Source organism: Bradyrhizobium sp. SZCCHNR1043 (genome assembly GCF_032489675.1).
Lineage (GTDB): Bacteria > Pseudomonadota > Alphaproteobacteria > Rhizobiales > Xanthobacteraceae > Bradyrhizobium.
In genome coordinates this window covers 265321-287550 of record NZ_JAUEYN010000012.1, presented here as the reverse complement: position 1 = coordinate 287550, position 22230 = coordinate 265321, and the positions used below count along the sequence as shown (strand labels likewise).

22 protein-coding genes are annotated in these 22230 nt (G+C 66.2%); 10 read left to right on the top strand and 12 right to left on the bottom strand.

What is annotated here, in order from left to right:
• Positions 1 to 904: 904 nt before the first annotated feature.
• From QX039_RS22510 to QX039_RS22500, 3 genes are all read right to left on the bottom strand, one after another.
• Positions 905 to 1720, bottom strand: a complete 816-nt coding sequence (locus tag QX039_RS22510) for an arylamine N-acetyltransferase family protein (RefSeq protein WP_315772409.1) — start codon at positions 1718 to 1720, stop codon at positions 905 to 907.
• 14 nt (positions 1721 to 1734) lie between these two features.
• Positions 1735 to 2550, bottom strand: coding sequence for an arylamine N-acetyltransferase (locus tag QX039_RS22505; protein ID WP_315772407.1), 816 nt, complete (start codon positions 2548 to 2550; stop codon positions 1735 to 1737).
• A gap of 87 nt (positions 2551 to 2637) precedes the next feature.
• On the bottom strand, positions 2638 to 2907 hold the full coding sequence (locus QX039_RS22500) for a winged helix-turn-helix transcriptional regulator (protein ID WP_315772421.1): 270 nt from the start codon (positions 2905 to 2907) through the stop codon (positions 2638 to 2640).
• 142 nt (positions 2908 to 3049) lie between these two features.
• Here QX039_RS22500 and QX039_RS22495 point away from each other — a divergent pair, with 142 nt between their 5' ends.
• Positions 3050 to 3592: a carboxymuconolactone decarboxylase family protein gene (locus tag QX039_RS22495; RefSeq protein WP_315772405.1), complete on the top strand. Its 543-nt coding sequence runs from the start codon at positions 3050 to 3052 to the stop codon at positions 3590 to 3592.
• Positions 3593 to 3643: 51 nt separating this feature from the next.
• Here QX039_RS22495 and QX039_RS22490 read toward each other — a convergent pair whose 3' ends face one another.
• Complete coding sequence (locus QX039_RS22490; RefSeq protein ID WP_315772403.1) at positions 3644 to 4645, bottom strand: KpsF/GutQ family sugar-phosphate isomerase; 1002 nt, start codon at positions 4643 to 4645, stop codon at positions 3644 to 3646.
• Positions 4646 to 4815: 170 nt separating this feature from the next.
• Between QX039_RS22490 and QX039_RS22485 the strand changes: the two genes are divergently transcribed.
• On the top strand, positions 4816 to 6534 hold the full coding sequence (locus QX039_RS22485) for an outer membrane beta-barrel protein (protein ID WP_409998879.1): 1719 nt from the start codon (positions 4816 to 4818) through the stop codon (positions 6532 to 6534).
• A gap of 159 nt (positions 6535 to 6693) precedes the next feature.
• Here QX039_RS22485 and QX039_RS22480 read toward each other — a convergent pair whose 3' ends face one another.
• From QX039_RS22480 to hemH, 3 genes are all read right to left on the bottom strand, one after another.
• Positions 6694 to 7140: an NfeD family protein gene (locus tag QX039_RS22480; protein ID WP_315772400.1), complete on the bottom strand. Its 447-nt coding sequence runs from the start codon at positions 7138 to 7140 to the stop codon at positions 6694 to 6696.
• Between the two features lie 17 nt (positions 7141 to 7157).
• Positions 7158 to 8162 (bottom strand): SPFH domain-containing protein, encoded by a 1005-nt coding sequence (locus QX039_RS22475; protein ID WP_315772398.1) that lies wholly within the window; start codon positions 8160 to 8162, stop codon positions 7158 to 7160.
• Positions 8163 to 8366: 204 nt separating this feature from the next.
• On the bottom strand, positions 8367 to 9419 hold the full coding sequence (gene hemH, locus QX039_RS22470) for a ferrochelatase (protein ID WP_315772396.1): 1053 nt from the start codon (positions 9417 to 9419) through the stop codon (positions 8367 to 8369).
• Positions 9420 to 9514: 95 nt separating this feature from the next.
• On the opposite strand from hemH, the gene QX039_RS22465 reads away from it, so the two are divergent.
• Both QX039_RS22465 and shc read left to right on the top strand, forming a co-directional pair.
• Positions 9515 to 9922, top strand: coding sequence for an MAPEG family protein (locus QX039_RS22465; protein WP_315772395.1), 408 nt, complete (start codon positions 9515 to 9517; stop codon positions 9920 to 9922).
• A gap of 213 nt (positions 9923 to 10135) precedes the next feature.
• Positions 10136 to 12229 carry a squalene--hopene cyclase gene (gene shc, locus QX039_RS22460; RefSeq protein WP_315772394.1) on the top strand — a complete coding sequence of 698 codons (2094 nt, stop codon included), beginning with the start codon at positions 10136 to 10138 and terminating at the stop codon, positions 12227 to 12229.
• Here shc and QX039_RS22455 read toward each other — a convergent pair.
• Positions 12198 to 12572: an MBL fold metallo-hydrolase gene (locus QX039_RS22455; protein ID WP_315772392.1), complete on the bottom strand. Its 375-nt coding sequence runs from the start codon at positions 12570 to 12572 to the stop codon at positions 12198 to 12200. The genes shc and QX039_RS22455 overlap by 32 nt on opposite strands.
• On the bottom strand, positions 12569 to 13642 hold the full coding sequence (locus QX039_RS22450; protein ID WP_315772391.1) for an NAD-dependent epimerase/dehydratase family protein: 1074 nt from the start codon (positions 13640 to 13642) through the stop codon (positions 12569 to 12571). The genes QX039_RS22455 and QX039_RS22450 overlap by 4 nt, the downstream gene beginning before the upstream one ends.
• A gap of 138 nt (positions 13643 to 13780) precedes the next feature.
• Between QX039_RS22450 and QX039_RS22445 the strand changes: the two genes are divergently transcribed.
• The gene (locus QX039_RS22445) at positions 13781 to 14401 is read left to right on the top strand and encodes a TetR/AcrR family transcriptional regulator (RefSeq protein ID WP_315772389.1); all 621 of its coding nucleotides are present in this window, start codon (positions 13781 to 13783) and stop codon (positions 14399 to 14401) included.
• 299 nt (positions 14402 to 14700) lie between these two features.
• Here QX039_RS22445 and QX039_RS22440 read toward each other — a convergent pair whose 3' ends face one another.
• From QX039_RS22440 to QX039_RS22430, 3 genes are read right to left on the bottom strand one after another with little or no spacing between them, the layout of a single operon-like run.
• On the bottom strand, positions 14701 to 15882 hold the full coding sequence (locus tag QX039_RS22440; RefSeq protein ID WP_315772388.1) for a nickel/cobalt transporter: 1182 nt from the start codon (positions 15880 to 15882) through the stop codon (positions 14701 to 14703).
• Entirely contained in the window at positions 15879 to 16514 is a 636-nt protein-coding gene (locus tag QX039_RS22435; RefSeq protein WP_315772387.1) for a DUF1007 family protein, read from the bottom strand. Before QX039_RS22435 ends, QX039_RS22440 begins: the two co-directional genes overlap by 4 nt.
• Positions 16515 to 16524: 10 nt before the next feature.
• A complete protein-coding gene (locus QX039_RS22430; RefSeq protein WP_315772385.1) occupies positions 16525 to 18606 on the bottom strand; it encodes a M3 family metallopeptidase in 2082 nt (693 codons plus the stop codon).
• 132 nt (positions 18607 to 18738) lie between these two features.
• On the opposite strand from QX039_RS22430, the gene QX039_RS22425 reads away from it, so the two are divergent.
• The 5 genes from QX039_RS22425 (at position 18739) to QX039_RS22405 (ending at position 22222) form a co-directional block, all read left to right on the top strand.
• Positions 18739 to 18999 carry a hypothetical protein gene (locus QX039_RS22425; RefSeq protein ID WP_315716541.1) on the top strand — a complete coding sequence of 87 codons (261 nt, stop codon included), beginning with the start codon at positions 18739 to 18741 and terminating at the stop codon, positions 18997 to 18999.
• A gap of 673 nt (positions 19000 to 19672) precedes the next feature.
• The gene (locus QX039_RS22420) at positions 19673 to 20815 is read left to right on the top strand and encodes a type III PLP-dependent enzyme (RefSeq protein ID WP_315772384.1); all 1143 of its coding nucleotides are present in this window, start codon (positions 19673 to 19675) and stop codon (positions 20813 to 20815) included.
• A gap of 179 nt (positions 20816 to 20994) precedes the next feature.
• Complete coding sequence (locus QX039_RS22415; RefSeq protein ID WP_315772383.1) at positions 20995 to 21588, top strand: N-acetyltransferase; 594 nt, start codon at positions 20995 to 20997, stop codon at positions 21586 to 21588.
• Positions 21576 to 21737, top strand: coding sequence for a hypothetical protein (locus tag QX039_RS22410; protein WP_315772381.1), 162 nt, complete (start codon positions 21576 to 21578; stop codon positions 21735 to 21737). Before QX039_RS22415 ends, QX039_RS22410 begins: the two co-directional genes overlap by 13 nt.
• Positions 21738 to 21832: 95 nt before the next feature.
• Entirely contained in the window at positions 21833 to 22222 is a 390-nt protein-coding gene (locus tag QX039_RS22405) for a RidA family protein (RefSeq protein WP_315772379.1), read from the top strand.
• Positions 22223 to 22230: the final 8 nt, after the last annotated feature.

Below are 22230 nucleotides of genomic sequence, written 5' to 3'. Positions count from 1 at the left end.
GCTGGGATCGTCTCGCTGCAATGCTTGAAGGCTATCTACTTGCAACCCAAAGCATAAAACCGGGAATCCCGTAGCCCTGGAGGGGAGGGGTCGGGGGTGGGGGTCTCCAGACGCTGAATTTCGTTGCGTTCGCCAGCGCGTCAAATGCGCTTGATGCGGTTGCAGCTCTCGCCGGACGCTCTTCGTCCACCCCCCTCCCGTCATTGCGAGGAGCGAAGCGACGCAGCAATCCAGGACCTAGGAAATGACTCTGGATTTCTTGGCTCGCAATAACGCGGTGGCACCCGCCCGCGGACCTATCGCTCAGCTTTCATATAGAGCGCGACTCGCGGACCCCCACCCCCTCCCCGCAAGGGGGAGGGGAGTTCACCGCTTTCGGTGTGAGTAGCAGACTCCAACTCGCTAACAGAAAAAGGGGTGGGGGCTTCGTCGACATGAGTCGCCGCTCGGCCTGAAGTGGCAGGTCAGGCCGTGGCCGCATGATCGATCGGATGAGCGTCGAAGCGTCAGGGTCGACGTTTCAACCGTGAAGCCCCCACCCGTCCTGGCCGTCAGGCCAGATCGGATGAGCCGCGTCGCGCGGCTCTGATGTCAGGAAGGGTGAGGCCGTGTGCGGCGGTGACAGTCCTGCTCCGACGTCCGCGGCAGGATTAATCGCGTCGCGTGCATCACGATGTCAGTCATGCTGGGCGATCCCCCTTGTTCGACGGCCGGGCGCCGCGAGCTTCCTTGGGTTCCCGCAACCTAAGGGTGCGACTCTTAAGATATGCCCAATGCGGACGCCGGCATTCCCTTCAAATGCCGCACAACACGCGGAAAAGTTTCGTATCGACTGTTGCCAGCTCGATCGATTGCGAAGCACGTTCGAGAATCGAACATCATCCACGACACGGTCGTCCGGAGATCAGCTCGACGTCCGCGCCCAGATGTCTTCGATTGGCACGGGAGGCGTCACACGGAAGATGTCGTCGATGAGCCGGCCGAGCTCGTCGGCGCTCTCGATGATCCGCTCCTCGATCACGTCTCCGTCGCGCGCCTGCCGCTGATAGCGGCGGCTGACCAGCTTGTGACGCACGCCGGGCTCGACACGCTCCATCATCAGCGTATGCGTGGCCGGCACGTTCGGGCTGGTCGACGTATACCAGCTGCCGAGCACATAATCGGCATGGATCTGCGGCACGAGGTCGAACGCATACATCATGCGCCAGCCCGTCGGCTGCTTCGCGCTGACCGTATAGAGCCCGTCCCACGTGCCGATGCGAAACGTTCCCATCGGCGTCTGCTGCTCGGAGCCAACTTCGAGACGAATGGGCGCATCCATCATGCAGATGCCGAAGCCGACATCGACGAGATGCGGATAGCCGTCGACCTTGACCATCAGCATCATGTGCTGGCGCGGCCCGAGCGGATCGGTCAGCGCCGAGCGCCAGCGCACGCGCCCCGTCAGGCCGCTGACCTCAAAGCCGACCGCTTCCAGCACCGCCTGGAACAGCACGTTCTGCTCGAAGCAGTAGCCGCCGCGGCGGCCGAGCACGAGCTTCTGTTGCACCGACGGCAGGTCGACATGGACGGGACGGCCCATTAGCGGATCGAGCGCCTCGAACGGCAGCGCGTCGACATGCGCGGCCTGCAGCGCTGCGAGCGTCGACAGGTCGGGCGCGAGCGGCTCGCGATGGTCGATGCGAGCGAGATAGGAATCCAGTTGAAGCTCACCGGCCATCGTCATGCCTTCCGTCAGCTCTCGATGCGCTTCCAGATCACCTCGACGGACACCGGAAGCGTGACGCCGAACACCTCCTCGATGACGCTGCGCAGCGCATCGGGCGTTTCGATGATCCGTTCGCTCCGCACCACGCCATCACGCGCCTCGATGACCAGGCGGCGATTGACCAGCTTGTAGCGCGCCTCACGCGTCAACCGCTCCAGGATCAGCATCGAGGTGAACGGCGTCAACGGGCTGGTCGAGGTGAACCAGTTGCCGAGCACGTAGTCGGCGTGGATCTGCGGCGCGAGGTCGAAGACGTACATCGTGCGCCAGCCGGCCGGCTGCTTCGCCGCGAGCCAATAGAGCCCATCGGAGAGCGTCAGGCGGAACGTGCCCATCGCAGTCGGCTGCTCGACGTCGGGCACCATCTGCAACGGCGTATCGAGCAGGCAGGAGCCGAAACCGACATCGGCGAGATGAGGCCCCTCCGGCAGGTCCACCTTCAGCATCATGTGCGTGCGCGGCGTCAGCGGCGCGGCCGCATCGAGGCGCCAGCGCACCCGCGCCGAGAGCGGCGTCACCGCAAAGCCGATCGCCACCAGCGCCGCCTTCAGCAGCGCATTCTGCTCGAAACAATAGCCGCCGCGACGGCCGTCGACGATCTTGGCCTGGACCGAGGCGAGATCGATGTTCACGGGACGGCCGAGCAGCGGATCCAGGCCCTCGAACGCGATCGCATCGACATGCGCCGCCTGCAATCCGGCAAGCGTTTCGAGCGTCGGCGCCAGCGGCCCGCGATAGCCGATGCGCACGAGATATTTATCCAGATCGAATGCGCCCGGCATCGGCTCTGCTCCCTGTCTCGGGCGAGCCCATAGCACGACGCCGCCGTGCCCGGCCAGACCGGGACCGCGCACGTGCCCAAGCTAGGCTCATCCCGTCTGCCGGCTCCAGCGCTCGGCAAAACGATGCAGCGGCAGGAAGGTCTCAAACAGCTCGCGCCCCAATGGCGTCAGCTCGTAGCCGCTGTCGCCCAGCACGATGAAGCCCGCCTCGCGCAGCTCGTCCAGCCGCGCCTGCAACACGGTCGGCGAGGCCTCGTCGCAGGCCGCGCGCAGCGCCCGGGAGGTCAGGGCGTCGTCGCGCAGCTCCCAGACGATGCGCAGGCACCAGCGCCGGCCCAACAGATCGAGCAGCGCCATGACCGGCCGGCCCGAGCGCGAGCCGCGCACCCGGCGCGGTTGAACGTCTTTCGGCACGAAAACTCTCCAACAGCTTGCCAAGCGCTACGGAAAGCGTAGCATACTGCTACAGTAAATGTAGCGCCGCACAGGAGGAACCGCCATGCCCCGGATCGCCCCGCTGCAGCCGCCCTACCCGGCCGACATCCAGGCGCAATTCGACCAGATCATGCGCGGGGCGCCGCCCTTGATGCTGTTCCGGGTGATGGCCGGCCATGCGCGCGCCTGGACCAAATTTCGCGGCGGCAGCCTGCTCGACCGCGGCCCGCTGTCCCTGCGTCAGCGCGAAATCGTCATCGATCGGACCTGCGCGCTGAATGCGTGCGAGTACGAATGGGGGGTGCACGTCCGCATCTTCGGCTCAGACGCCGGCCTGACGGCGCAGCAGATCGACGCCACCGTGAATGCACCGGCCGACGCGGCGTGCTGGTCGCCCCCCGAACAAGCCCTGATCGCTGCGGTCGATGCCTTGCACCAGCGGTCGACCTTGAGCGACGACGAATTCACCCGCCTCCGCCTGCATCACGATGAGGATCAGGTGCTGGAAATCATCCTGCTGTGCGGCTTCTATCGCACCGTGGCGTATGTCGCGAACGCACTGCAGCTGCCGCTGGAGGCCAATGCGGCACGATTCAACGCAGGCTGACCGGTCTTCCCAAGCGCGCGGCAGCCGGGCGCCCGCAAACGACGCTTCGAGCTAGGCCACCCCTGCCCGCAGCAGATCGTGCATGTGCAGGATGCCGACCGGCCTGGCGCCGTCGGTGACGATCAGCGTGGTGATCTTGGCGGAGTTCAGGATCTCCAGCGCCTCGGAGGCCAGCGCCTCGCGGCGCACGGTGCGCGGGTTCGCGGTCATGATCTCGTCGACCGATGCGGACAACAGATCGGCACGCATCTTCCGCCGGAGGTCGCCGTCGGTGATGATGCCGGCGACGTGGCCGCGAGCATCGACGATGACGACGCAGCCGAGTCCCTTGGCCGACATCTCGGCCAGCGCATCCGGCATGCCCGTGCCCAGCGGCTTCAGCGGCACCGCGTCGCCCGAGCGCATCAGGTCCGAGATGTGCTTGAGCATGGCGCCAAGCTTGCCGCCCGGATGGAAATTGGCGAATTCGAGCGCGGTGAAGCCGCGGCCTTCCAGCAGCGCGATCGCGAGCGCATCGCCGATCGCCGCCTGCATCAGCGTCGAGGTGGTCGGCGCCAGATTGTGCGGACAGGCCTCGCGCGCCTTCGGCAGCTCCAGCACGATGCGCGCCGCCTGCCCCAGCGACGATTGCGCATTGGAGGTGATCGCGATCAGCGGGATGGCGAAGCGCTTGGTGTAGTTGACCAGCGTCTTCATCTCCGGCTGCTCGCCGGACCACGACAGCGCGATGACGACGTCGTCGGAGGTGATCATGCCGAGATCACCATGGCCGGCCTCGGCGGAATGGACGAAGAAGGCGGGCGTTCCGGTCGAGGCGAGGGTCGCGGCCATCTTGCGGGCGACGTGGCCGGACTTGCCGAGACCGGTGAGGATCGCCCGGCCCTTGGCCTGGCGGATCAGCTCGACGGCGGCGGCGAAGGCCGGCCCCAGAGGACCGCGCAGTGCAGCGGAGATCGCGGCAATGCCATTGCTGCCGGCGTCGAGCGTGCGCAGCGCCGACTGGATATCTGCGTTTGCGGGAGCGGCTTCGGGCAACGGCTTCGATCTCGGCATGCGGACTTCCAGGGCTGAACAGTCAGGCGCCGCTCTTTAGCATGGGTAAGGCAGCAAGGCGCCATCAACAGCCCATTAACCATATTTGTTTTTACTCCCTTAACGAGGCGGTTTGCCGGCGGCGCGGGTGTCCCGACGACGCAATTGATTTTGTTGGAGTATTTTTCATCGTGGGATGGAGGCCTGACAGCGGCCGCGCAGGACGCGCGATAAGGCGCGCGATGTGGCGCGGCGCCTCCGCCGCATGCCTGCTGCTCCGCGCGCTCGGCCCCGATGCGGCCCATTCCCAGACCATCGACGCGTTCCGGCCGGTGCGCGACGGCTTCCTCGCCCCGCAGGACTCCCCGCTGCGGCGGACCGTGGTCAGCGGCCTGACCGATGCCGTACCGACGCCAGGGCTGCCCGCGACGCCTGCGCCGACCAGCTCGGCCGCACGACGAAATCTGGTTCCCCTGCCCGGTGTGCCCGCGGCGAGCGGCGCTGCCGAATTCGGCTATGATTCGCTGAACCGCAATCGGAAGAAGCCGAAATACTATCCCGCCCAGGCGCGGCCCAAGCCGCCGCCGGGCCCCGGCACGCGACCTTCCGGCGAGCTGACCGGGCAGTTGCGTCCGACTTTGCCGCCGTCGGCCACAGCCAACAGGCAGCCGGTCCCGGCCGCCATGGCGGGCACCGTGCCCGGCCAGCCGCCGCGCAAGCGTCTCAAGATCGATGACGACCCGTTCGGCGCAGTCGGCGATTACGCCGGCCCGTTCCTGATCAAGGGCGCGGTGGAGCTCTCGGCCGGGTATGACAGCAACCCGGCCCGCCTCGCCAGGCCGCGCGGCATGCCGGCTTGGATGATCGCGCCGGAATTTTTGGCGGTGTCGAACTGGGAGCGTCACGCCCTCGTCGCCGACCTGCGGGGCTCCTTCACCGGCTATGGCAGCACCCTGCCGGCTATCATGGATGGCGGCATCAATTCGGCGCCGACCACGCTCGACCGCCCCGACTTCACCGGCCATGTCGACGGCCGCCTCGACGTCAGCCGCGACACCTCGGTCGGCGCCCAGCTGCGGCTGCGTGCCGCGACCGACAATCCCGGCAGTCCCAGCGTGCAGGCCGGATTGGCGCGCTATCCGGTCTACACCACGCTCGGCACCACCGTCGGCATCGACCAGCGCTTCAACCGGCTGCAGATTTCGGCGGGCGCCACCGCCGACCGCACCAGCTATCAGCTGAGCAAGCTGACCGACGGCACGATGACGTCGAACGACGACCGCAACTACAACCAGTTCGGCGGCATCGGCCGGGTGTCCTACGAGGTCATGCCGGGCCTGAAGCCGTTCGCGGAGGTGCAGGGCGACAGCCGCGTGCACGACCAGCGGGTCGACCGTTCGGGCTATCAGCGCGACTCCTCGGGCGGCTACGCCAAGGCCGGCACCTCGTTCGAGTTCACCCGGCTTGTGACCGGCGAGGTTTCGCTCGGCTATGCCACGCGCAGCTATGTCGACCCGCGGCTGAACCGGCTGCAGGGCTTCCTCACCACGGCCTCGCTGGTGTGGTCGGCGACGCCGCTGACCACCGCGCGCTTTCTCTCCGACACGCAGCTCGCAGAGACCACGGTGGCCGGCGCCTCCGGCGTGCTGGTGCGCACCTACACGGTGCAGGTCGACCACGACTTCCGGCGCTGGCTGACCGGCATCGGCAAGTTCAGCCTCGGCACGCTCGACTATCAGGGCTACGGCCGCAGCGACCGCACCTATTCGGCCGAAGGCAACCTCGTCTACAAGATGTCGCGGAACGTCTGGGTCAAGGGCACGCTGCGCTACGACAAGCTCGACTCCAACATCACGGGTGCTGGGTCGTCCGGCACGGTGGTGATGCTGGGCGTAAGACTGCAGAATTGAGCAGGAATCGTAGGGTGGGCAAAGGCGCGCAGGCTCCGCTCTCTCCGCATATTCCCTATGAGTTGGCGCGACGTGCCCACCGTCTTGCGCGCGATGCAGATGGTGGGCACGGCACGACACGGCTATCGCCGCGTCGTTCCTTTGCCCACCCTACGGCACCTACGCCGCAGCCACCGTGAGCTGGGCGCCGTCGGCCTGCACGATGCGGACGCGGCTGCCGGCGGGGGTGTCGGGGCCCGCGACGCGCCACACCGTGTCGTCGATGCGGACGGTGCCATTGCCGCCGACGATCGGCTTCTCCAAGGTGAACTCGCGGCCGACCAGGGCCGCCGAGCGGCGGTTGAGGAACGGATTGTCCCGCGACGGCGCCGCACTCGCCCGCGCGAAGCGCCGCCACAGCGGCACGGCGGCGACCGCGAACAGCGCAAACAGCAGGATCTGCAGTTGCCATCCCGGCGCGAACGCAAACGACAGCAGCCCGACCAGCAGGGCGGCGAGGCCGAGCCAGAACAGGAAGATGCCCGGCGCGAGCAGCTCCAGCGCCATCAGGATGATGCCGAAGATCAGCCAGTTCCAGGTGCCGAGCGTCACGAACATGTCGCTCATCAGTGTCCTCCCCTGCGTCAAGCCTGCGGCGGCGTCGGCGGTTTCGGCGCCGTCCCCGCTGACGGCACCGAGCCGCCGCGGCGCGCGGCTGCCACGGCCGAAGCCGCGCTCTCGCCGAACGTCGCCTTGGCGATCTCACCGATGCCGACGAGCGAGGCCAGCATGCCCGTTGCCTCCAGCGGCAGCATGATCACCTTCTGGTTCGGCGAGTCGGCGAGCTGGCCGAACGCCTTGATGTATTTGTCGGCGATGAAGTAGTTGAGCGCGGCGACGTCGCCCTTGGAGATCGCGTCCGACACCATCTGCGTCGCCTTGGCCTCGGCCTCCGCGGCGCGCTCGCGCGCCTGGGCATCGAGGAAGGCCGACTCGCGGCGGCCCTCGGCCTGCAGGATCTGGCTCTGCTTGGCGCCCTCCGCGCGCAGGATCTCCGACTGCCGCTGGCCCTCGGCCTGCAGGATGTCGGCGCGCTTGACGCGCTCGGCCTTCATCTGCCGGCCCATCGCCTCGACCAGGTCGGCCGGCGGCACGATGTCCTTGATCTCGATGCGGTTGACCTTGAGGCCCCACGGCGACACCGCGGCGTCGACGACGCGCAGCAGCCGCTCGTTGATCTCGTCGCGATGCGACAGCACCTGGTCGAGATCCATCGCGCCCATCACCGAGCGGATGTTGGTCATGGTCAGCGTGACGATCGCCTGGTTGAGGTTCGACACCTCGTAGCTCGCCTTGGCGGCGTCGAACACCTGGTAGAAGGCGACGCCGTCGACCGTCACGGTGGCGTTGTCCTTGGTGATGACCTCCTGCTCGGGGATGTCGATCACCTGCTCCATCATGTTGATCTTGCGCCCGATGCGATCGAAGAAGGGCACGATGATGTTGAGGCCCGGCGACAAGGTGCGGGTGTATTTGCCGAACCGCTCGACGGTCCAGTCGAACCCCTGTGGCACGGTCTTCACGCCGGAATACAGCGTGAAGATGACCAGCAGCACCAGCGCTATGGCGAAAATGTCGAAACCGCTCATGGATCCTCCAAGGGAGGAGACGATCGTCCCCTCACCAGCCTCTGCAGCCATCACAATCTAGGGATTACTGCATGATTTTGTCGGGGATCCGCTAGGGGCGGTTCAGGAAAGTATTTTCGAGGCGCGGACGGTCGTCCGACTTGCGCCGGCGGGCGGCTCAACCTAGCGGGCCGGCAATACCGCCGACGGCTCAGAGCCAGCCTTTTACAACCAGCCCTGCAGCTCGCGCAGCACGAGCTGCCGCAGCACCTCCATGCCGGGCGCGCTGTCGTTCAGGCACGGCACGGCGGAGAATTCCTCGCCGCCATTGTGCTTGAAGATCTCGCAATTCTCGCCGGAGATCTCCTCCAGCGTCTCCAGGCAGTCGGCGGAGAAGCCCGGCATCACCACGGCGATGCGCTTGACTCCGTCCTTGGCGAGCTTCTCGATGGTCTTGTCGGTATAAGGCTGCAGCCACTCCGAGAAGCCGAAGCGCGACTGGAAGGTCAGCAGCAGCTTGGTGTCGTCCATGCCGAGCCGGCTGCGCAGCAGCTCGGTGGTGGCGACGCACTGCTCGCGATAGGGATCGCCCTTGTCGACATATTCCTTGGGCATGCCGTGGAACGAGGCCACGATCAGCTCGGGCTTGTACGCCAGCGTCTTCAGATGATCCTCGATCGAGACCGCCAGCGCCTCGATGTAGAAGTCGTCGTTGTAATAAGGCGGCGTCACCCGCAGCGTCGGCTGCGCGCGCAGCTCAGTCAGCACGCGGAACGCCTCGTCGCACACGGTCGCCGAGGTCGCGGCTGAATATTGCGGATAGAGCGGCACCACCAGGATGCGGTCGCAGCCCTTGGCCATGAGACCATCGACGCCAGCCTTGATCGACGGATTGCCGTAGCGCATTGCCCAGTCGACGATGACGTGGCTGCGATCGGCGATGCTGGCGGCGAGCTTCTCGCTCTGCGCGCGCGTGATCGTCTTCAGCGGCGATTCGTTCTTCTCGGTGTTCCAGATCGATTGGTAGTCTTTCGCCTTCTTGCGCGGCCGGACATTGAGGATGATCCCGTTGAGGATGATCTTCCACAACAGGCCCTGGTCCTCGATGACGCGGCGGTCGGACAGGAACTCCTTCAGATACACCCGCACGCCGGCGGCGTCCGCCGTATCCGGCGTCCCGAGATTGACCAGCAGCACGCCGACACGTGACGTGCTCGCGGCCGGCAACGGCCTGACGTCGACAGGCCTGGCATTGTCCAGAGAGATGGCGGCGGTCATGATGCCCGTGACTGCTGAAGGGCGTGGCTTGGCGGCTTGTTTCGACATTGTCAAGATAAGGGCCATTTCACCGATGTCATCGGGCTGGAGGAGCCATGACGATTGCCGAATTGTGCATTTTCGCCAGCGTGATGCTCTACCTCTTAACGATCCTGCCGGCGAAATGGATCAGCGTCGACGGTGCCGGGCGCTACGACAACGCCCGGCCGCGAGATCCCGCCTTCTATGCCGGCGGCATCCGCGAGCGGGCGCTGGGCGCCCATCAGAACGGCATCGAGGCGTTCCCGTTCTTTGCCGCGGCGGTGCTGCTGGCCGAGTTCCGCGGCGCGCCGCAGAACCTGATCAACGAGCTGTCGGTGCTGTTCGTGATCGTGCGCACCGCCTATGTGCTGACTTACGTCGGCAACCGGCCGTCGCTGCGCTCGATCCTGTGGACGATCGGGTTTCTGATCACCGTCGCGATCTTCTTCCTGCCCCTGCTGCGCCAATACCTGCCGGTTTGAGTGGGCCAGTTTCCGGACGTGAGACGCGTCACATCTCCGTGTCCGCCGGGATGCTAACCACAACGGCCATGGGGGCTCCGTCTGTACGCCTTTCGTTTCTCCTTTGATCCGGTCCGCTGCGGCCAGTTGATTGGATTTGACGGCGAAATTCCCTATAGGGCGGAGTGAATTCGACTGCCGCAGCGGCACTGTGAGGCCGCCAGAGGGATCGTGATGACTTTGACCAGCTCGGCCCCCGCGCGCGCGCCGCGCGACCCGGGAAATTACCAGACCGCCCTGCAATCGACGGTGCGGGCGGCAGCGGACTGGCTGATCGCCAACCAGAAGCCCGACGGTCATTGGGTCGGCCGCGCCGAATCCAACGCCTGCATGGAGGCGCAATGGTGCCTGGCGCTGTGGTTCATGGGGCTCGAGGAGCATCCGCTGCGCAAGCGCCTGGGCCAGTCGCTGCTCGACAGCCAGCGCCCGGACGGCGCCTGGCAGGTCTATTTCGGCGCCCCCAATGGTGACATCAACGCGACCGTCGAGGCCTATGCCGCGCTGCGCTCGCTCGGCTTCCGCGACGACGAGCCGCCGGTGCGCCGCGCCCGCGAATGGATCGAGGCCAAGGGGGGCTTGCGCAACATTCGCGTGTTCACGCGCTATTGGCTGGCGCTGATCGGCGAATGGCCGTGGGAGAAGACCCCCAACATCCCGCCCGAGGTGATCTGGTTTCCGCTCTGGTTTCCGTTCTCGATCTACAACTTCGCGCAATGGGCGCGCGCCACCCTGATGCCGATCGCGGTGCTGTCGGCGCGGCGGCCGAGCCGGCCGCTGCCGCCCGAGAACCGGCTGGACGCGCTGTTTCCGCATGGGCGCAGCGCGTTCGACTACGAGCTGCCGGTGAAGGCCAATGCCGGCGGCTGGGACAAGTTCTTCCGCGGCGCCGACAAGGTGCTGCATGCCCTGCAGAACCTCGGCAACAAGCTCAATCTCGGCCTGTTCCGGCCCGCGGCCACCAGCCGCGTACTCGAATGGATGATCCGCCACCAGGATTTCGACGGCGCCTGGGGCGGCATCCAGCCGCCCTGGATCTACGGCCTGATGGCGCTCTACGCCGAGGGCTATCCGCTCAATCACCCCGTTCTCGCCAAGGGCCTCGATGCCCTGAACGATCCCGGCTGGCGAGTCGATGCCGGCGACGCCACCTACATCCAGGCCACCAACAGCCCGGTGTGGGACACGATCCTGACCCTGCTCGCCTTCGACGATGCCGGCGTGCTCGGCGATTACCCCGAGGCCGTCGACAAGGCGGTCGACTGGGTGCTCGACCGCCAGGTCCGCATGCCCGGCGACTGGTCGATGAAGCTGCCGCACGTCAAGCCGGGCGGCTGGGCGTTCGAATACGCCAACAACTATTATCCCGACACGGACGACACCGCCGTGGCGCTGATCGCGTTGGCGCCGCTGCGCCGTGATCCGAAGTGGCAGGCCAAGGGCATCGACGAGGCGATTCAGCTCGGCGTCGACTGGCTGATCGGCATGCAGAGCGAGGGGGGCGGCTGGGGCGCGTTCGACAAGGACAACAACCAGAAGATCCTGACCAAGATTCCGTTCTGCGACTATGGCGAGGCGCTCGATCCGCCGTCGGTCGACGTCACCGCCCACATCGTCGAGGCGTTCGGCAAGCTTGGCATCTCGCGCAATCATCCGGCCATGGTGCGCGCGCTCGACTACATCCGACGGGAGCAGGAGCCGAGCGGCCCGTGGTTCGGCCGCTGGGGCGTCAACTACGTCTACGGCACCGGCGCGGTGCTGCCGGCGCTGGCGGCGATCGGCGAGGACATGACGCAACTCTATATCGGCCGCGCTTGCGACTGGCTCGTCGCGCATCAGCAGCCGGACGGCGGCTGGGGCGAGAGCTGCGCCTCCTACATGGATGTCAGCGCGGTCGGCCGCGGCACCACCACGGCGTCGCAGACCGCCTGGGCGCTGATGGCGCTGCTCGCCGTCAACCGCCCTGAGGACAAGGAGGCGATCGAGCGCGGCTGCATGTGGCTGGTCGAGCGCCAGTCGGCCGGCACCTGGGACGAGCCGGAATTCACCGGCACCGGCTTCCCCGGCTATGGCGTCGGCCAGACCATCAAGCTGACCGATCCCTCTTTGCAGGAGCGGCTGATGCAGGGCCCGGAGCTGTCCCGCGCCTTCATGCTCCGCTACGGCATGTACCGTCACTACTTCCCACTGATGGCCTTGGGCCGCGCGCTGCGGCCGCAGGGGCATGGCCACACTGCAGCTACGCCTTCGCCGCCGTTCCGGCCTCGTTGACGAAGGAGCCTGGCATGAGCGTTACGAACGATCGTGCCAGCCCGGCGCGTCGAAGCGCTGAAGCCAATTCTCTGGGAGATTCATCGTAACCTTCGTCGGTCAGACGAAACGTACCCCAGTGATGACCAACCGCTTGCCGCGCGCCGCACAGCCGGAACGCTTCGACCGCCTCGGCCGGGTTCATGTGTTGGTCTTTCATGAACCAGCGCGGCGCGTGGGCGCCGACGGGCAGCAATGCCAACCGCAACTGCGGATGCGCCCGGGCCACCTCTCTGAAGGTGCTTCCGTCACCGAAGCCCGTGTCGCCTACGAAGTAGGTACCCCCACCCGGCGCCTCAATCATACAGAGACGACGCTCGCGCGACGTTCGCCCCGATGGGCGGACGAACTGGCGAGCTTGGACTCAGGCTGCTGCATCGCGGCCAACCCTTCGTCCATGGTGATCCGGGGCGCATAGCCCAGCTCGGTCTGAGCCTTGCGGGTGCTGATAGTGAACGGCTTGCCGATAAGGCGCAGCATCTGGCGCGTGATCGGCGGCTCGCCCTTGAGGCGCATTGCACGCCACGCTGCCCCCATGAGGCCGGCCATGGTCCAGGCTATTCCGAAACGAACGGACTTGTCCGCAGCGATTATCCCACGAGTGGCAAGCAGAGACGAGATGAAGCTTTTCAAGGTGCTCTGCTCGGCATCGGCGATGAAATACGCTTCGCCCCCCCGGCCCCGATCTGCGGCGAGAATCAGCGCGTCGCACAAATTATCGACATGGCAGCTCGACATGGCCTGCGTGCCTCCAGCGACCCACTGCCACCGGCCTGCGTTCACGGTCTCTACCATGTGATCGAGAGTTGGCATTTTGCCTCCCCAGATAAATGGCGGCCGCAGCGCGATGGTCTCCAGGCCGGGACGCATGCCGTTAGCTGCCAGCAACACGCGCTCGCCTTCGGCCTTCGAAGATCCGTAGGGCGAGAAGGCACGGATCTGCAGCGGCAGGCTCTCGTCGACATTCAACATCGGTTCGGGATCGCCCATGACCACGGCCGCAGCGCTCACCGCAACCAAGCGGCGCACGCTGGCCGTCGCTGCGGCCGCGTTCACGACGGCGCGCGTGCCCTCGACGTTGATCCGGTCGAAAATCTCCTGGCTGCCCCAAAGCTTGAAGTGCGCGGCGACATGAAACACGACCTCGCATCCTGTCATCGCCTTTCGCAACGCTTGGTCGTCGTTGAGTTCGCCGCGTACGGGCGTTGCTCCGAGTGTCTTGACTTGTGCCTCGCTCTCCGCGCTTCGGGCCAGCGCCCGCACCTGCCAACCCCGCACGAGGAGATGCGTAATCAGGCGGCCGCCAACAAAGCCGGAGCCACCAGTCACGAGAGCGACGCGGTGCTGGTCGGATGGCGTGGCGGGAGAAGTCATGGCGAACCTCCTTGAGCTGGATGACCCAACCTTGTGGCCGCCCTGTTCAAAAGTCAACGAACATATTTCATAATCTGTTCGTTTGCATGCACCGGAGAGTTCTAGTATCCTCTCTGAACGATGAAATCGAAGACATCCATGCCCGCAACCCTCTCTCCTACCGAGGAAACTTCGTTTCGGGCGCAGATCCTCGACACCGCGCGCGCCCAAGTGCGCCGCCATGGTGAGGCCAAGACCAACGTGGTCGACATCGCCCGCGCTCTCGGCACTTCGCACACGACGATCTATCGCCACTTCCGCTCCAAGGCTGACATTTTCGATGCCCTGGTCGTCGAGGCGATGCGTGATGAGGAGGAGATGGCAAGCCGCTTCGTCGAGGCGGAAGGACCTTTCGCGGAGCGTCTGGAGGGCATGGTGCTCGCGCTGCATGCCCGCAAGCGGGAGCGGTTCACTGCGGATGCCGAGGTTTACGGCCTATACCGCCGAATTGTGGAAGAGCGGCCGGAGATCATCGCCGCTTACTCACGAGCAATGACTGCTCTTATCGCCCGCATTCTGGCTGATGCAAAGAAGCGCGGCGAGATTCGAGTTGATGATATCGAGGCTGCCGCGGGCGTTGTGCGCGACGCAGTCACCGTGTTTGTCCACCCCGCTCATGTGGCAGCCGCCGTCGCGGCCAATCTGCCAAGCGAAAAAATGGCCCGCAACGTCGTGCGCACGCTTTGCGCCGGCTTCCGCGCAGGAGCCGAATTGACCTGAAGCAGACCTTCGCGCGGGGCGTGTGTCAAACAGGCGCTGGCTTCTATCGCCTTTGACAATGCCGAGGTGGGCCTCATCTGCCCTGGGGACTACCTCCAATCGCCTATCAAACCCCGCGGCGGAAGGTATGGGTCCCGAGTCGACGCCACCACCGCGCTATCGCGCGCTCGTGGCTCGCCCGGGACGACACAATTGTTGCTGCGCGATCGCGGCCAACCTTCACCGCTGTCATGCCTCGCGCAAGCGGGGCATCCAGCACGCAGTGACCAATGCGTGGCCAGGAGCGGAGCCCGCGCCGCTCAGAAGCAGGTCGTGCGTTCCGCCGCGATGTAGCCCAGCAACAAGCCCGCGCCGAACAGCAGCACGAGGCCGGCGGCACCGAATTCGAGGCCGCGCATGATCAGTGCGCCGCCGCCCTCGCGGCCGGCACTGAGCCTGCGGGCGACGTCCTTGGCGGCGACGGCGAGCACCGCGATGGTCGCGACGGTCACCGCCGTGCCCATGCCCATCACGAAGGTCGCGGCGACGCCGGCCCAGAACATGCCCTGGGCCAGGGAGAACACCAGCACCAGGATCGCGCCCGAGCAGGGGCGGATGCCGGCGGCGAAGATTGCCTGGAAGCCGCGCTGCCAGCCGCCGGGGCCTGCGAGCTCGCTCGGCGCGGGCCCGTGGGAATGGCCGCAACCGCAATCATCGCCATGGACGTGATCGTGGTGGACGTGATCGTGGTGGGCATGAGCCGCCGCATGCGCATGATCGTGGTGATGATGATCGTGGCCGTGGTGGTCGTGGTCATGATGGTGATCGTGACCGTGATGCTCACGATGCTGGTGATCATGCGCGTGGCCATGATCATGGGCTGACGGCGCCACGGCAGCCGCGGGCGCACCGGCCAGCGCAAGAGCCGGCGCCGCCGGCTGCCAGGTGCGCAGGAACGCCGCGCCCTTGACCCAGACCAGGCGCGCGCCGAGCAGCGCGATCAGGCCGTAGCTCGCGATCTCCACCACCTTTTCGGCGCTGCACATCGTGGCCGCGGTGGCATTGAGCACCACCGCACCGATGCCGACGATGACGACCGCGACCAGCGCCTGCATCAGGCCCGAGGCGAACGACAGCACGATGCCGCGCTTCGCCGTTTCCTGGTTGGCGACGAGATAGGACGCGATCACCGCCTTGCCGTGGCCGGGGCCCGCAGCATGAAAGATGCCGTAGGCAAACGAGATCGCGAGCAGCCACCACACCGCCGAGCCATCTTGCTTGGCCGCGCGGATCGCCCCCGACATCTGGCGGTAGAACTCCGACTGCTTGGCGAGCAGCCAGCCGACGATGCCGCCGACCTGTGGCTCGGCCGGTGCGCCGAACGGCGGCTTGGCGAGCAGCGCATGCGAGGCGGCGTCGGCGGCCAAGAGCGCGGAAATGAGCGCAACGAGGATCGCGGCGCAGGTCAGGAGCGGTCGAGCGAAGCTGGGGCGAGGCGTCATGGACATTCCACTGAGATCTTGTTGGCGAAGTTCATTCCGAAATTGGCGTTCGCCCCGCCGCTCAGGAATGTCTGTTCGTTCATGGTCTGCGCGACGGATCCGCCGTCGCTCGGTCTCACCAGGCCGAATTTGCAGCCGGCCGGTGCGCTGACCAGGCTGACGGGATCCTTCTCCGCCATCTGGAAATCGATGAAATAGCTGGGATCGTAGACCTCGACCTGGAGCTGCTTCGTCTTCACCGGCGCCTTCAGCGGCAGGGTGAAGTGCAGGGTCAGCTTGGTGTCCTTGTATTCGAGATAGTAGTCGACGGGGTCCTCGAGCTTCTGCTTGCGCCCGTCGGCCTTGAGGAAGGTGAAGTAGGCATATTCCTTCAGCGACTCGGCGTTGGTCTGCGCCAGCGGCGCCAGCTCCTCGCGGGTGTAGACGCCCTTCTGCTTGGTCTCGAGGCCCTGCAGCGCGTAGGTCGCGAACATGTCGTCGAAGGTCCAGGCGTGGCGCACGCCGGTCACCGAGCCATCGGCCGCATAGAGCAGCTCGCTGGTCGCGGTGACCCAGACATGCGGGTGGGCGCTCGCCGCGCTCGCGCCGAATACGAGCGTCAGCGCAGCGAGGACGAACCGGACCAGTGCCATCCTCTTCACCTCAAGCCGCCTTGGCAACGTCGAGCAGACCGCGCCGGCGCAGCAGCGCGTCGGGCTCGGGCTCGCGGCCGCGGAAGGCGATGTAGGCCGCTTCCGGATCGAGCGAGCCGCCCGAGGCGTAGACATTGTCGTGGAGCCGCTTGGCGACCGCGGGATCGAAGATGTTGCCGGCTTCCTCGAAGGCACCGAAGGCATCCGCATCCATCACCTCCGACCACATGTAGCTGTAATAGCCCGCCGCATAATGGTCTCCCGAGAAGATATGGCCGAATTGAGTCGGCCTGTGGCGCAGCGCGATTTCGGGCGGCATGCCGATCTTCTCCATCTCGGCCTTTTCGAACGCACGCACGTCCTTCGACGCCGCCGCCGGCTGGGTGTGGAATTCGAGATCGATCAGCGCCGAGGACACGAACTCGACGGTGGCAAAGCCCTGGTTGAAGCGGCGCGCGGCCAGGAAGCGCTCGAGCAGGTCCTGCGGCAGCGGCTCGCCCGTCTGGTAGTGGCGCGCGAAGGTCTGCAGCACCTCGGGACGCTCCTGCCAGTGCTCGTAGAGCTGCGACGGCAGCTCGACGAAATCGGTGAAAACCGCAGTGCCCGACAGCGACGGATAGGTCACGTTGGACAGGATGCCGTGCAGGCCGTGGCCGAACTCGTGGAACAAGGTGCGAGCGTCGTCCGGCGACAGCAGCGACGGCTGGCCGTCGGCGCCTTTCGCAAAGTTGCAGACGTTGATGATCAAGGGCGCAGTGTCGCCGTCGAGCTTCTGCTGGTCGCGCAGCGAGGTCATCCAGGCGCCGGAGCGCTTCGACGAGCGGGCAAAGTAGTCGCCATAGAACAGCGCCTTGTGGCGGCCTCCCGCGTCCTTGATCTCCCAGACCCGGACGTCCGGATGCCAGACCGGGATGTCCTTGCGCTCGGCGAAGGTGATGCCGAACAGCCGCGTGGCGCAGTCGAAGGCGGCTGCGATCATGTTGTCGAGCGAAAGATACGGCTTGATCGCCGCGTCGTCGAAATTCGCCTTCGCCTGGCGCAGCTTCTCGGCGTAATAGCGCCAGTCCCAGGCCGCGAGCTTGAAGTTGCCGCCCTCCGCCGTGATCATCTCCTGCAGCTGGTCGCGGTCGGCCAGCGCCTTGGCGCGCGCCGGCCTCCAGACGCGCTCCAGCAGCCCGCGCACGGCCTCCGGCGTCTTCGCCATGGAATCCTCGAGGCGATAGGCGGCGAAGTTCGGAAAGCCCATGATCCTGGCGGCCTGCTCGCGCAAGGACAGGATCTCGCCGATGACGGCGTTGTTGTCGTTGGAATTGCCATTGTCGCCGCGCGCGGTGAAGGCCTTGAACACCTTCTCGCGCAGGTCGCGGCGGGCAGAGCTCTGCAGGAACGGCTCGACCGAGGAGCGTGACAGGGTCACGATCGCCTTGCCGGGCATGCCGCGCTCGTCCGCCGCTGCCTTGGCGGCAGCCACGAAGCTCTCGGACAGTCCGGCGCGATCGTCCTCGCCGAGCTCGAGGTACCAGTCCTGCTCGTCGCCGAGCACGTGGTGGCTGAAGGTGGTGCCGAGCTGGGCGAGCTTCTCGTTGATCTCGGCCATCCGCACCTTGTCATCGTCCGACAGGCCGGCGCCGGCACGGCGGAAGCGGGTGTAGGTGCGCTCCAGGAGCCGCTGCTCCTCACCGGTGAGCTTGAGGTCCTTGCGGTTGTCGTAGAGCAGCGCGATGCGGCCAAACAGCACGGCATTCATCATGATCGGGTTCCAGTGCCGCGCCATCCGCAGCGACACGTCCTTGTCGATCTCCAGAATCGCCGGGTTCGAATGCGCCGACACCAGATCGTAGAACACAGCCGCGACCTTCGACAGCAGCTTGCCCGACCGCTCCAGCGCCGTGATGGTGTTGGCGAAGTCCGGCTCGGCCGGATCATGGGTAATCGCGGTGATTTCGGCGGCGTGGTCGGCGAAGGCGCGCTCGAAGGCCGGCAGGAAGTGCTCGGGCCTGATCGCGTCGAACGGCGGTGTCTGGTGCGGGGTCTCCCAGGCCACGAGCAGCGGATTGGTCTGGGCGTCGATCACAGCGGTGGTGTCTGACATCGGCTGGGGTCCGTCCTCTCCCGGAAGTTCGATGCGCCCCTCATACCACGGAGCCGGCTCTTTTTGGGTCATTTCCCCTTGAAGGGCCGGGCCTTTTCGGAGAGATTGCGGCCCGCAACAGGACCCTGGACCATGAACGCAGAGACCACCTCCAAAGCCGGCCGCCAGATCGCCTGGCCGACCGTGATCACCGTCATCTCGGCGGCGATCCTGATCGGTGCCGAAGTGTTCGGTGCGGCCTTCGCCGGCGGCTGGGCGCTCGCGATTCTGTTCGGGCTCGGCGATGGCGGCGCGCACATCGTTCAGGCCGTGCTGTTCGCGATCGGCGTGTTCGTGATGATCGGCTTCATCCGTGGCGCGCAGCGCATCGAGCCGTTCACCAGGCGCGCGTGAGTCACGCGAAAACACTGTCCTGCAAGGGTGAACGCGTTACGAAACTTTAAGCTCGCTTAACGTTCGTTCAGACATCTGCGCAGCATGTGTGTCGCGTAAGCACAGATTAGGGAAATCTTTCCCGGCGCCCAAAAATTCCTTGCGAACGAAATTCAAAACGCTTATTTCCGCTTCTGCCCAATTTCGCACGTGCCTGTGGTCGTGTGTCAGTCGGTAGGTATCCGGACAAGAGGCCGGACAGCCGCCAAGGGATGAGGAACCGAGGGGCCCTCGGATCGTTGCGATCAAGATCACCATGATCGAGATCGTCATGCTCCAGAGCCCAGCATCTCTCTCAAGAGATGCCGCTGAAGGTCACCCCATCTCTTGCAACCGTGACTGGCAGCCGGAGGCGAACCGGCGCACCCCGCTCTCAACGGGGGACGCGACTTAAAGCAACGACGGATCGGGCTTTTTTGGTCTCTACCGGCAGTCCAAAGCCGGCGCGGGCTACTGAAAAGGCTTGTCCTTCATTGCCAGGTGTGCGGGCGGGAAATTCCCAACCAATCCACGGCAGCACAATTCGGCTACGGGTTCGAGGTTTTGTCGCCTTTCCATCGGGCGGCAACGCCAAGGCACCCGTGTCGGGATCATTTTGAACGGGTCTCGTCGCTGGGACCGTTTGGAGGGTGCTATGACCGAACGTATCCGGGAATTCCTGCGCAACCGCCGCGAGGAAGGTCTGGACCACGAGCCCTGTCTCGTCGTCGACCTCGACATCGTGCGCGACAACTACATGAACTTCGCTCGCGCGCTGCCGGACAGCCGCGTGTTCTACGCGGTCAAGGCCAACCCGGCGCCGGAAGTGCTGTCGCTGCTCGCCTCGCTGGGCTCGTCGTTCGACACGGCGACCGTCGCCGAGATCGAGATGGCGCTGGCCGCCGGTGCGACGCCGGACCGCATCTCCTATGGCAACACGATCAAGAAGGAGCGGGACATCGCGCGCGCCTATGCGCTCGGCATCCGCCTGTTCGCGGTCGACTGCGCCGCCGAGGTCGAGAAGATCGCGCGCGCAGCGCCCGGCGCCAAGGTGTTCTGCCGCATCCTGTACGATTGCGCCGGCGCCGAGTGGCCGCTGTCGCGCAAGTTCGGCTGTGATCCGGAGATGGCGGTCGACGTGCTGGACCTGGCCAAGCGGCTCGGCCTGGAGCCGTGCGGCATCTCGTTCCATGTCGGCTCGCAGCAGCGCAAGGTGAAGGCGTGGGACCGCGCGCTGGCGATGGCCTCGACGGTGTTCCGCGACTGCGCCGAGCGCGGCATCAACCTGACCATGGTGAACATGGGCGGGGGCTTCCCGACCAAGTACCTGAAGGACGTGCCGCCGGTCGTGCAGTACGGCCGCTCGATCTTCCGTGCGCTGCGCAAGCATTTCGGCAACCAGATCCCGGAGACGATCATCGAGCCGGGCCGCGGCATGGTCGGCAATGCCGGGATCATCGAGTCGGAAGTGGTGCTGATCTCGAAGAAGAGCGACGAGGACGAGCTGCGCTGGGTCTATCTCGACATCGGCAAGTTCGGCGGTCTCGCCGAGACGATGGACGAGTCGATCCGCTACGCCATCCGCACCCCGCATGAGGGCGCGGAGATGACCCCGTGCGTGCTCGCCGGCCCGACCTGCGATTCGGCCGACGTGATGTACGAGAAGCTGCCGTATCCGCTGCCGGTGACGCTCTCGATCGGCGACAAGGTGCTGATCGAGGGGACCGGAGCCTATACGTCGACCTACGCGTCGGTGGCCTTCAACGGCATCCCCCCGCTGAAGACCTATCACATCTGATCCGGCTTGCTTCGCCACCCGCTTGCGGGTGAGACGACGCGAAGCTTCGGGTGGGGCTGCCCCCACCCCGACCCTCCCCCGCAAGCGGGGGAGGGAGCGATAGACCGTCACCTTCAACCTGACATCACGTGTTTGCGCGCGGGCGGTGGCTCGCGGCGCAGGCCGGGGACTGACGTGCCATGACCGCTTTTCGCTCCGTTACCACTGCGCCCCATCGGACTGCCGCTTCGTTCGCGATCCGCAGCGAACGAGCCTCCGACGTCGCGGCGCGCGAGACGCTGCTCGACGTGTGCTTTGGCGAGAATCGCCATGAGCGCACCTGCCAGCGCCTGCGCGACGGGCGCGCGCCCGCCGCAGGCCTCGCCTTGTCGGCGGTGCGCGGCGGCGCGCTGGTGGGAACGCTGCGGTTGTGGCACGTCAGCGCCGGCGGACGCGATGCGCTGATGCTGGGACCGCTGGCGGTCGCCGCTGACGCGCGCAGCCTCGGCGTTGGCGCTGCGCTGATGAACGCCGCGCTGATGATCGCGGCGTCGCGCGGCCATGGCGCCGTGATCCTGCTCGGCGATGCGCCCTATTGCGCCCGCTTCGGCTTCTCGGTCGCGCAGACCGCTGAGCTGGAGCTGCCCGGCCCGTTCGCGCACGAGCGCCTGCTCGGGCTCGAGCTGGTCGACGGCGCGCTCGATGGCGCCGCAGGCCCGATCCTCGCCACCGGCGCCCGGGAGCGGAAGGCTCGCCGCAGCCGCAAGGAGCGGCAGGTATCATGCGCGGCGTAACCGCCCGCGACGGGCACGCGCCGCGGCGGCGGACATTGCTGCCGACGCTCCTGCTGATCCTGCTCGGGATCATGATCGTCCGCGACATCGTGGTGCGGCGCTGGAGCAGCACGCCGCCCGCCGGACCTGACGTCACCCGCCTGCGTTAGGCATGCCGGCAACGGACGCCGCAGCAGCCCCTCAGGGGTTGCGCAGGTGCAGCAAAAGCTCTTTAACCCCCGAAAATCCCACCACGAGGTCCGCCATGTCCCGCCGTCTGATCTCTACCGGATCACCGTTCGAGAAGAGCTTCGGCTACAGCCGCGCCGTCGTCGATGGCGACTTCGCCTTCGTCGCCGGCACCACCGGCTACGACTACACCACCATGACGATGCCGGCCGATGTCACGAGCCAGTCACGCAACTGCTTCAAGACCATCGCCGCCGCCCTGCAGGAGGGCGGCTTCGAGATGGCCGATATCGTCCGCGCGACCTACTACCTCACCGACGTCAACGACGCGGATGCCCATTTCGCGGTCTGCGGCGACGTGCTCGGCGACATCCGTCCGGCAGCCACGATGGTGGTCGTCGCAGGCCTGCTCAAGCCCGAGATGAAGGTCGAGATCGAGGTCACGGCCAAGCGGCGCAGCACCTAAAAGCGGCG

What these genes read in the sequence shown, in the direction of transcription:
- QX039_RS22510 (WP_315772409.1), bottom strand. Translation starts at nt 1,720, where the DNA reads ATGGCCGGTGAGCTTCAACTGGATTCCTATCTCGCTCGCATCGACCAT.
- QX039_RS22505 (WP_315772407.1), bottom strand. Translation starts at nt 2,550, where the DNA reads ATGCCGGGCGCATTCGATCTGGATAAATATCTCGTGCGCATCGGCTAT.
- QX039_RS22500 (WP_315772421.1), bottom strand. Translation starts at nt 2,907, where the DNA reads ATGGCGCTGCTCGATCTGTTGGGCCGGCGCTGGTGCCTGCGCATCGTC.
- QX039_RS22495 (WP_315772405.1), top strand. Translation starts at nt 3,050, where the DNA reads ATGCCCCGGATCGCCCCGCTGCAGCCGCCCTACCCGGCCGACATCCAG.
- QX039_RS22490 (WP_315772403.1), bottom strand. Translation starts at nt 4,645, where the DNA reads ATGCCGAGATCGAAGCCGTTGCCCGAAGCCGCTCCCGCAAACGCAGAT.
- QX039_RS22480 (WP_315772400.1), bottom strand. Translation starts at nt 7,140, where the DNA reads ATGAGCGACATGTTCGTGACGCTCGGCACCTGGAACTGGCTGATCTTC.
- QX039_RS22475 (WP_315772398.1), bottom strand. Translation starts at nt 8,162, where the DNA reads ATGAGCGGTTTCGACATTTTCGCCATAGCGCTGGTGCTGCTGGTCATC.
- hemH (WP_315772396.1), bottom strand. Translation starts at nt 9,419, where the DNA reads ATGACCGCCGCCATCTCTCTGGACAATGCCAGGCCTGTCGACGTCAGG.
- QX039_RS22465 (WP_315772395.1), top strand. Translation starts at nt 9,515, where the DNA reads ATGACGATTGCCGAATTGTGCATTTTCGCCAGCGTGATGCTCTACCTC.
- shc (WP_315772394.1), top strand. Translation starts at nt 10,136, where the DNA reads ATGACTTTGACCAGCTCGGCCCCCGCGCGCGCGCCGCGCGACCCGGGA.
- QX039_RS22455 (WP_315772392.1), bottom strand. Translation starts at nt 12,572, where the DNA reads ATGATTGAGGCGCCGGGTGGGGGTACCTACTTCGTAGGCGACACGGGC.
- QX039_RS22450 (WP_315772391.1), bottom strand. Translation starts at nt 13,642, where the DNA reads ATGACTTCTCCCGCCACGCCATCCGACCAGCACCGCGTCGCTCTCGTG.
- QX039_RS22445 (WP_315772389.1), top strand. Translation starts at nt 13,781, where the DNA reads ATGCCCGCAACCCTCTCTCCTACCGAGGAAACTTCGTTTCGGGCGCAG.
- QX039_RS22440 (WP_315772388.1), bottom strand. Translation starts at nt 15,882, where the DNA reads ATGACGCCTCGCCCCAGCTTCGCTCGACCGCTCCTGACCTGCGCCGCG.
- QX039_RS22435 (WP_315772387.1), bottom strand. Translation starts at nt 16,514, where the DNA reads ATGGCACTGGTCCGGTTCGTCCTCGCTGCGCTGACGCTCGTATTCGGC.
- QX039_RS22430 (WP_315772385.1), bottom strand. Translation starts at nt 18,606, where the DNA reads ATGTCAGACACCACCGCTGTGATCGACGCCCAGACCAATCCGCTGCTC.
- QX039_RS22425 (WP_315716541.1), top strand. Translation starts at nt 18,739, where the DNA reads ATGAACGCAGAGACCACCTCCAAAGCCGGCCGCCAGATCGCCTGGCCG.
- QX039_RS22420 (WP_315772384.1), top strand. Translation starts at nt 19,673, where the DNA reads ATGACCGAACGTATCCGGGAATTCCTGCGCAACCGCCGCGAGGAAGGT.
- QX039_RS22415 (WP_315772383.1), top strand. Translation starts at nt 20,995, where the DNA reads ATGACCGCTTTTCGCTCCGTTACCACTGCGCCCCATCGGACTGCCGCT.
- QX039_RS22410 (WP_315772381.1), top strand. Translation starts at nt 21,576, where the DNA reads ATGCGCGGCGTAACCGCCCGCGACGGGCACGCGCCGCGGCGGCGGACA.
- QX039_RS22405 (WP_315772379.1), top strand. Translation starts at nt 21,833, where the DNA reads ATGTCCCGCCGTCTGATCTCTACCGGATCACCGTTCGAGAAGAGCTTC.